The following is an 8,406-nucleotide window of genomic DNA, read 5'->3' as shown; positions in this document are numbered from 1 at the left end:
GAACGCATTGCGCAACTCAGCAGCTATGGCGTAGATTACCTGCTTATTATTCCGTTTACAAAGGAATTTTCCCGCATTACCTCCCGCACATTTGTAACTGATGTATTGTTACGCGCCATTAATACCAAAGTGCTGGTAATTGGTTACGACCACCGTTTCGGGAAAAACCGCGAAGGCAGCTTTGAGCACCTGAAGGCACGGTCGCAGCAATATGGTTTTGAGGTGGAGGAAATTCCGCAGCAGGATGTGGACGATATTGCCGTAAGCTCCACCAAAATTAGAAAAGCGCTGGAGGCAGGCGATCCGGCCACTGCCAGCCGCTATTTAGGCCGCTACTACTCCCTTACTTCCACTGTAGAGCAAGGGCAGCAACTAGGGCGCACCATCGGGTTCCCCACCGCTAACCTGGCCCTGCCGGAGCCGCACAAACTCATACCGGCCAACGGGGTGTATGCCGTTTGGGTACAGGTAGAGGAGGCACGTTTATCTGGTATGATGAATATAGGCACACGCCCTACCGTAAATGGCAGCAAACTGACCCTGGAGGTTCACCTGCTCGATTTTAATGGCGATTTGTACGGCAAAACCCTTACCGTAGAATTTGTGCAGCAACTGCGCCACGAGCAGAAGTTTCCGAGTCTGGAGGCCCTGCAGACACAACTGGCACAGGACAAACAAGATACCCAAAAAGCACTGCTCCCGCAGAAAGACAGCTAAATTATTTAAATGATTTTAGGCAGTTGGAACAGCCATTTCCTTTGTAGCGGCGTTCCATTGTAACGCCGGGGCTGCAGCATGAGCCAGGCCTTTCTGTTTGCCCATGCGCCTGTTACCCCGCATTTTTTGTAGCTGGAGGTAAAAGCAATCGGCTGGCAACGATGTTTCAATGTAACGACGCTACATGAAGCTGAACTCCATCTATAGCATGAGCGCCTCTTTTAACCACCACTGCGTAACATCAGTAAATAATTTGACAAACCAGTGGAGGCAGTAACAAGATAACATGCCATTCCGACAACTATTTCTGTTGAAATTACGAAAAGCTATATTAAACATATAGCTTTTTTTATATCTATATTCCATTTACAAACATTTGTTCCGGACTTATGATAACTAAAACGGTAAAAGATGCCGCTGCCGCCTTAGTAGGCATTCAGGATGGCATGACGCTGATGCTGGGCGGTTTCGGGCTTTGCGGCATACCTGAAAACGCTATTGCGGAGTTGTTGCGGCTCGGGGTGAAAGACCTTACCTGCATTTCGAACAATGCTGGGGTAGATGATTTCGGTATTGGCTTGCTCCTGCAAAAGCACCAGGTCCGGAAAATGATATCGAGCTACGTAGGCGAAAATGCAGAGTTCGAACGGCAATTGCTGACAGGTGAGCTGGAAGTAGAGCTGATTCCGCAAGGCACTCTGGCAGAGCGCATCAGGGCAGGCGGTGCCGGCATTCCGGCCTTTTATACACCGGCCGGTTACGGCACCGAAGTTGGCGAAGGCAAGGAAAGTCGCGAGTTCAACGGGAAAATGTACCTGCTGGAGAGTTGGCTTAAAGCCGATTTTTCCTTTGTAAAAGCCTGGAAAGGCGATACAGCTGGCAACCTAATCTACAAAGGAACAGCCCGGAACTTCAACCCGATGATGGCAGCAGCCGGTAAAATAACCGTTGCCGAGGTAGAAGAACTCGTTCCAGCCGGAGAACTCGACCCTAACGCCATTCATACGCCCGGCATCTACGTGCAACGCATCTTCCAGGGCAGCCACTACGAGAAACGCATTGAGCAGCGGACTTTGCGCTCCACTTGATTTGAAAATTTGAAAATGGAAAAATTTGAAGAGGATGGGTTATCAGCAAGAAAATTTGATTCTCAGGCTAACTTTAGATTTTGCAGTTGCTATTATTCTTTACCCTGAAGAACTTGAAGCCAACAGAAAATTTGTTCTTGCTAATCAACTTCTGAAAAGTGGAACTTCTATTGGCGCAAATGTTAGAGAGGCTCAGAATGCCGAGAGTAAAGCAGATTTTATCCATAAATTCAAGAATTCAGCCAAAGAAGTTGAAGAAACAGAATATTGGCTACTGCTCTGCCAAAAGGTTCCAACTTATCCGTCTCCAACTCATCTTCAGGAAAAATTAAGTTCCATAAAAAGAGTTATTTCAAAAATTATCATAAGTTCAAAAAACCTTAAAAAGTAGGATTCGAAATTATAATTTTCAAATCCTCAAATCTTCAAATTTTCAAATCACGAAGACATGAGTCTGGATAAACATGGAATTGCTAAGCGAATTGCCAGGGAGGTAACCAATGGCATGTATGTGAACCTCGGAATCGGTATTCCGACGCTGGTGGCCAACTACATTCCGGAGGGGCTGGAGGTGGTGCTGCAGTCGGAGAACGGGTTGCTGGGTATGGGCCCCTTCCCTACCGAAGAGCAGGTAGATGCCGATATGATCAATGCAGGCAAGCAGACGATAACCACCCTGCCCGGCTCCGCCTTGTTCAGCTCCGCCGAGAGCTTCGGTATGATTCGGGGCGAGCACGTGGACCTTACTATTTTGGGAGCAATGGAGGTTTCGGAGCGGGGCGATATTGCCAACTGGAAAATTCCGGGCAAAATGGTAAAAGGTATGGGCGGTGCCATGGACCTGGTAGCATCTGCCAAAAATATCATTGTCGCCATGCAGCACACCGCCCGCGATGGCTCCTCTAAACTGCTAAAAAAATGCACCCTGCCCATAACCGGACTTGCCTGCGTAAAAAAAATAGTAACCGATATGGCCGTGATCGAGGTAACAGCTCAGGGTTTTAAACTGCTGGAGCGAGCCCCCGGGGTTTCTGTGGAAGCCATTCAGAAAGCCACCGAAGGCACCCTTATCGTGGAAGGCGAAATTCCGGAGGTGCAGCTGTAAGCGTCTCGCCTGCAGCCTGTAGCTGTTAATTATTCTAATGAAAATGCCCTTCCGAAGCAAAAACAATGATTTTACGCCAAGGGTACTAGCAGGCCAACACAACTGCTAGCAGCAAAAAAGCCTCGAATAAGCTCATCATAATTAGCTATTTTTGCAACTGTGGCTATTTAAGGAGCCTTTACAAAACGATCGCATCTTAACGATACATGAACCACGTATACATGCAGGTGAATGACAATTTAATTTATGAGTGAACGAAACGATAACAATACCGAACACCGCCTGCTGCTACGCCAGCTGGAACTGAAAGATTACAAAGAAGTGAAGGAGATAATGGACAAGGTGTACTCCAACATGGGAGCCTGGACCAGGAAAGAATTCTCCAGTTTGTTAAAAAAATTCCCCGAAGGCCAGATTTGCATTGAAGACAAAGGCGCTGTAGTGGCAGCTGCACTGAGTATAATAGTAGATTATGCCAGCATTGGCGACAAACACACCTACGACCAGATCATTACCAAGGGTTCTTTTAAAACCCACGACCCCGAAGGCGATACGCTCTACGGGCTCGATGTGTTTGTGCATCCCGAGTACCGTAACCTGCGCCTGGGCCGAAGGCTCTACGATGCCCGAAAAGAGATGTGCGAAAAGCTGAACCTGCGCGCCATTATTGCAGGTGGCCGCATACCAGGCTACATCGACTATGCCGAGAAACTCTCTCCGGCCAAATACATCGAAATGGTGCGGAACAAGGAGCTCTCCGATCCGGTGCTTTCGTTCCAGATAAGCAACGACTTCCACGTTCGTAAAATCCTGAAAGGCTATCTGCCCGACGACAAGGAATCGAAAGCCTATGCCACGCTGCTCGAGTGGATTAACGTGTATTATGAGGAAAAGGAGAAGCTGATCGGCGGCAAAAAAACCGTTGTCAGGATCGGGATCGTGCAGTGGCAGATGCGCGCCGTGAAGTCACTCGACGATTTTATGCAGCAGGTAGAGTTCTTCGTAGACACTGTTAGCTCCTACAAATCAGATATCGTGATGTTCCCGGAGTTCTTTAATGCACCGCTCATGGCTCTTACCAACGAAGAGAGCCCTTCTGAGGCCATCAGAAGTATGGCCGAATATACAGATGAGATCAGGGAACGAATGATTCACCTGGCCCTGTCGTATAACATCAACATTATTTCGGGGAGCATGCCCGAGTATTACGATAACAAACTCTACAACGTGTCGTACCTCTGCCGCCGCGATGGCACCTACGACAAGCAGTATAAACTGCACGTAACCCCCGACGAAACCCACTACTGGGGTATGCGTGGAGGCCACAAACTGAAGATATTCGATACAGATATCGGCAAGATTGGCATCCTTATTTGCTATGATGTAGAGTTCCCGGAACTGGCTCGTATGCTCTCCGATATGGACATGAAAATACTTTTCGTTCCTTTCTGGACAGATACCAAAAATGCTTACCTCCGTGTGCGGCTCTGCTCTCAGGCCCGGGCCATCGAGAACGAGTGCTACGTGGCTATTACGGGTAGCGTAGGTAACCTGCCAAAAGTAGAGAACATGGATATTCAGTATTCGCAATCGGCTGTTTTCTCTCCTTCCGACTTCGCGTTTCCGCACGATGCCGTAGTAGCAGAGGCCACGCCAAACACCGAAATGACCCTGATCGCTGACCTCGACCTGGACCTTCTCAAGGACCTCAACACCGCAGGCAGCGTCCGCAACCTGAAAGACCGGCGCAAAGACCTGTATAACCTAAGCTGGGTTTTGCGGAAAGACGATTAATCTTATAAATACGCTAAAAAGCCACTTCTTCGGGAGTGGCTTTTTAGTTCATGGAGGTCATTTAGCTGTAGTTTATAGAGCATTTTTACCGAAACAACTATCTAATTATTCGAATAAATTTGCCCTCCAAAAGCTAATTTTGCTGAAATCATCCAAGGGTAGTGAGGCTTATTTTTACTTTTTTCTGAACATCTGGTAGTTAAATAATAAGTAACTTTACACAATGGCATCAAGCGCAAGCATAAACCTATAGCTCCTAGTGCCACAATTTAGAAACAAAGACACGGGTTGTTTATTTTTCATTTTCTTTAGACACATGAAACTACAAATGGTAGACTTGCAGGGTCAGTACCTGGCCCTAAAGCAGGAGATAGATGCTGCCATTGCTCAGGTGCTTGCAAATAGCCATTTTATAAATGGCCCGGATGTAACACGCTTTGCACAGGAGTTTGCGGCTTACAACCAGGTGCCTTATGTTATAACCTGTGCCAACGGAACGGATGCCCTGCAGCTCGCTCTGATGGCACTCGACCTCCAACCCGGCGAAGAGGTCATAGTTCCGGCATTCACTTATGTGGCCACGGCAGAGGCTATTGCCTTACTGGGCCTAACGCCTGTTTTTGCCGATGTAGACCCACATACATTCCTGCTAACGGCAGCCGCCATAGAGGAGCAAATTACATCCAGAACCAAAGCCATTGTACCTGTTCACTTGTTTGGGCAATGCACCGACATGGCCCCTATTCTAGCTTTAGCAAAAAAGCACGACTTGTATGTGATAGAAGACACTGCACAAGCCATAGGAGCTGCGTATACTTTCCCGGATGGGACGGCTAAAAAGGCAGGAACCATGGGCCACATAGGAACAACTTCATTTTTTCCATCTAAAAATCTGGGGTGCTACGGCGATGGTGGCGCTCTGCTGGTGCAGGAGGATGCGTTAGCCGCTAAACTGCAGATGCTCGCAAACCACGGCCAGAAGCAAAAATACCACCACGACCTGGTAGGCATAAACTCGCGCTTAGACACACTTCAGGCAGCCATTTTAAGTGTCAAACTCAGGCACCTCGATATTTTTAACGGCAACAGGCAAGCTTCTGCTGCTTTTTACAATGAGCAGTTAGCGCTACTACCCGGAATTAAACTACCAACCAGAGCTGTACAGTCAACACATGTTTTTCATCAGTACACGTTAATCTGCAGCGACATAAGCAGAGAGGCATTGCGTGCCCACCTGCAGCAGCAGGGAATCCCTTCTATGGTATATTACCCTTTGCCCCTGCACCGGCAAAAGGCATACGAGCAGTATCATAAAAATAAAAATCCCTTACCTGTTTCAGAAAAGTTGAGTAACCAGGTGCTTTCGCTCCCTATACACACAGAGCAGGATCCTGAGCAACTTATTTTTATAACAGCTGCCATTAAAGAGTTTACAAACCAGCAATATCGCTAACTATGGCTTACACATGCCACGAAACTGCCGTAATAGATGCCGGTTGTGAGATAGGAGACGACACAAAAATCTGGCATTTCTGCCATATTATGCCCAACTGCCGCATCGGCAAAGGCTGCAATATTGGTCAGAATGTAGTTATTTCGCCGGAAGTAGTGCTAGGAAACAATGTGAAGGTGCAAAACAATGTGTCTATTTACACGGGTGTTACCTGCGATGATGATGTATTTTTAGGTCCATCGATGGTGTTTACAAATGTGCGTAACCCCAGGTCCGCTTTTAACAGGCACGACCAGTTCCTGAAAACGCATGTAGGCAAAGGTGCAACCATAGGTGCCAACGCCACTATCGTGTGTGGTAATGCCATTGGCGCGTATGCCTTTATTGGTGCCGGTGCCGTCGTGACCAAGCAGGTGCCACCTTACGCGCTGGTTATAGGCAACCCGGCCAGGCAAAGCGGTTGGGTGAGCGAATACGGCCACAAACTTAACTTTAATAACTCCGGTTATGCTACTTGCCCCGAAAGCGGGCAGCAATACAGGTTAGAAAACAATCAGGTAGTAAAGCAATGTTAAATGCCTTTTCAGGATAAAAAAGTAAATTTCGCAGTTGTAGGTATGGGCCATATTGGTAAACGCCATGCCGACATGATTGCAAGGAACAGGGAGTGCGAATTAGTAGCTATACTTGATGTTCTGCCGCAGGAAACATTGCAGCTGCCCCCCCTGCTCCAGCAAATTCCCTTTTACAGCTCTCTCAACTCCTACCTGGCCACAGATCCGGATGTAGACGTCATTACTATTGCCACGCCCAATGGCTATCATGCGGAGCAGGCGCTACTATGCCTGGAGGCCCGAAAACATATCGTGATAGAAAAGCCCATGACTTTAAGTAGGCAGGATGCCGAGAAAGTTATTTTTAAAGCCTTGCATGTACTCAAACATGTTTTTACGGTTATGCAGAACAGGTACTCTCCTCCTTCCGTCTGGATTAAGAACCTGATTGACCGGGGTACGCTGGGCAAAATTTATATGGTGCAGCTGAACTGCTACTGGAATCGCGATGAGCGCTATTACACAAAGGATAGCTGGCACGGTAGTCAGGCTTTAGACGGCGGCACTTTGTTCACACAGTTCTCCCATTTTATTGATATGATGTACTGGCTTTTCGGCGATATCGAAAACATACAAGCCAAATTCAGCGATTTCGCGCACCAGCATCTCACCGAGTTTGAGGATTCCGGCTTTGTATGTTTTGATTTTGTAAATGGCGGCATGGGGTGCTTGAACTACTCCACCGCCATCTGGAACCAGAACATGGAGAGCAGCATGACCATAATTGCAGAAAACGGATCGGTAAAAATTGGCGGCCAGTACATGGACCAGGTGGCGTACTGCCATATAAAAGACTATACGCCGCCAGCCTTAGTACCCACCAACCCAGGCAACGACTATGGCAGTTACAAAGGCTCCGCCCAAAACCACCACTATGTAATCGAAAACGTAGTAGATACGCTAAAAGGAAGAAACACCATCGCTACCAATGCCCTGGAGGGGTTAAAAGTTGTAGAGATTATTGAGCGGATTTATGGTATTCGCCCGACCAAGTACAACTTTCCAGTAGTTTGAGCATATTCTACTTGGACTTGCAATGTTTTACTGGAGACTTTTTTCAGGCAGCCACTGTTTGGTTGTACAGGAGCTCTTCATACTGGCAAGGGGTCAGGTAGCCCAGAGCTGAATGCCTCCTTTTCCTGTTGTAAAATCCTTCAATGTACTCAAAGGTAGCCAGTCGGGCTTGCTGCCTGGTGGCAAACTGGTGGTGGTAGACCATCTCTGTTTTCATCGTCTTAAAGAAGCTCTCGGCTACCGCGTTGTCCCAACAATTCCCTTTCCGGCTCATACTTTGCAACACCGGCTTGCCCTCCAACTGCTCCCGGAAGGCACTGCAGGCGTACTGTACGCCCCGGTCAGAGTGAAACAAAAGGGAATAGAATATAGGCCTGTTTCGGATGGCCATCTGAAAGGCAGCCACCGTAGTGGTGTCCGCCTCCATGGTCTCACTCAGCGCCCAGCCCACCACTTTTCTGTCTGCCAGGTCCAGCACGATCGTCAGGTACAGCCAGCCTTCCAGCGTCCTGATGTAGGTGAGATCCGAGACCCACTTCTCTGCCGGCCTTACGTATCCGCCCGACCAAGTACATCTTTCCGGCAGGATGAGCATTTTCTACTTTTGTTTCAAAAACAAAA

The 8,406-nt window shown here is 48.0% G+C and carries 9 protein-coding genes; 8 read left to right on the top strand and 1 reads right to left on the bottom strand.

Translation table 11 applies throughout. From position 1 onward, the window contains the following. From FVR03_RS23075 to FVR03_RS23040, 8 genes are all read left to right on the top strand, one after another. Positions 1-717: bifunctional riboflavin kinase/FAD synthetase (locus FVR03_RS23075; RefSeq protein ID WP_147924140.1), on the top strand; the 717-nt coding region annotated here is incomplete at its 5' end. Between the two features lie 389 nt (positions 718-1,106). Continuing rightward, positions 1,107-1,805 carry a CoA transferase subunit A gene (locus tag FVR03_RS23070; RefSeq protein WP_147924139.1) on the top strand — a complete coding sequence of 233 codons (699 nt, stop codon included), beginning with the start codon at positions 1,107-1,109 and terminating at the stop codon, positions 1,803-1,805. Between the two features lie 34 nt (positions 1,806-1,839). After that, a complete protein-coding gene (locus FVR03_RS23065) occupies positions 1,840-2,196 on the top strand; it encodes a four helix bundle protein (RefSeq protein ID WP_147924138.1) in 357 nt (118 codons plus the stop codon). 57 nt (positions 2,197-2,253) lie between these two features. After that, positions 2,254-2,910 carry a 3-oxoacid CoA-transferase subunit B gene (locus FVR03_RS23060; protein WP_147924137.1) on the top strand — a complete coding sequence of 219 codons (657 nt, stop codon included), beginning with the start codon at positions 2,254-2,256 and terminating at the stop codon, positions 2,908-2,910. Between the two features lie 246 nt (positions 2,911-3,156). Then, positions 3,157-4,704, top strand: a complete 1,548-nt coding sequence (locus FVR03_RS23055; protein ID WP_147924136.1) for a bifunctional GNAT family N-acetyltransferase/carbon-nitrogen hydrolase family protein — start codon at positions 3,157-3,159, stop codon at positions 4,702-4,704. Between the two features lie 316 nt (positions 4,705-5,020). Beyond that, the gene (locus FVR03_RS23050) at positions 5,021-6,157 is read left to right on the top strand and encodes a DegT/DnrJ/EryC1/StrS family aminotransferase (protein WP_147924135.1); all 1,137 of its coding nucleotides are present in this window, start codon (positions 5,021-5,023) and stop codon (positions 6,155-6,157) included. Positions 6,158-6,159: 2 nt separating this feature from the next. After that, entirely contained in the window at positions 6,160-6,732 is a 573-nt protein-coding gene (locus FVR03_RS23045) for an acyltransferase (RefSeq protein ID WP_147924134.1), read from the top strand. After that, positions 6,733-7,785: a Gfo/Idh/MocA family protein gene (locus FVR03_RS23040; RefSeq protein ID WP_147924133.1), complete on the top strand. Its 1,053-nt coding sequence runs from the start codon at positions 6,733-6,735 to the stop codon at positions 7,783-7,785. Between the two features lie 43 nt (positions 7,786-7,828). Here FVR03_RS23040 and FVR03_RS23035 read toward each other — a convergent pair whose 3' ends face one another. After that, on the bottom strand, positions 7,829-8,380 hold the full coding sequence (locus FVR03_RS23035; RefSeq protein WP_147924132.1) for an IS3 family transposase: 552 nt from the start codon (positions 8,378-8,380) through the stop codon (positions 7,829-7,831). Positions 8,381-8,406: the final 26 nt, after the last annotated feature.

The organism is Pontibacter qinzhouensis, from assembly GCF_008017455.1.
GTDB lineage: Bacteria > Bacteroidota > Bacteroidia > Cytophagales > Hymenobacteraceae > Pontibacter > Pontibacter qinzhouensis.
The sequence above is the reverse complement of the archived record's forward strand: the minus strand, read 5'-3'. Positions and strand labels throughout refer to the sequence as shown.

Coding starts and splice junctions, on each gene's coding strand:
- FVR03_RS23070 (WP_147924139.1), top strand. CDS start 1,107: ATGATAACTAAAACGGTAAAAGATGCCGCTGCCGCCTTAGTAGGCATT.
- FVR03_RS23065 (WP_147924138.1), top strand. CDS start 1,840: ATGGGTTATCAGCAAGAAAATTTGATTCTCAGGCTAACTTTAGATTTT.
- FVR03_RS23060 (WP_147924137.1), top strand. CDS start 2,254: ATGAGTCTGGATAAACATGGAATTGCTAAGCGAATTGCCAGGGAGGTA.
- FVR03_RS23055 (WP_147924136.1), top strand. CDS start 3,157: ATGAGTGAACGAAACGATAACAATACCGAACACCGCCTGCTGCTACGC.
- FVR03_RS23050 (WP_147924135.1), top strand. CDS start 5,021: ATGAAACTACAAATGGTAGACTTGCAGGGTCAGTACCTGGCCCTAAAG.
- FVR03_RS23045 (WP_147924134.1), top strand. CDS start 6,160: ATGGCTTACACATGCCACGAAACTGCCGTAATAGATGCCGGTTGTGAG.
- FVR03_RS23040 (WP_147924133.1), top strand. CDS start 6,733: ATGCCTTTTCAGGATAAAAAAGTAAATTTCGCAGTTGTAGGTATGGGC.
- FVR03_RS23035 (WP_147924132.1), bottom strand. CDS start 8,380: ATGCTCATCCTGCCGGAAAGATGTACTTGGTCGGGCGGATACGTAAGG.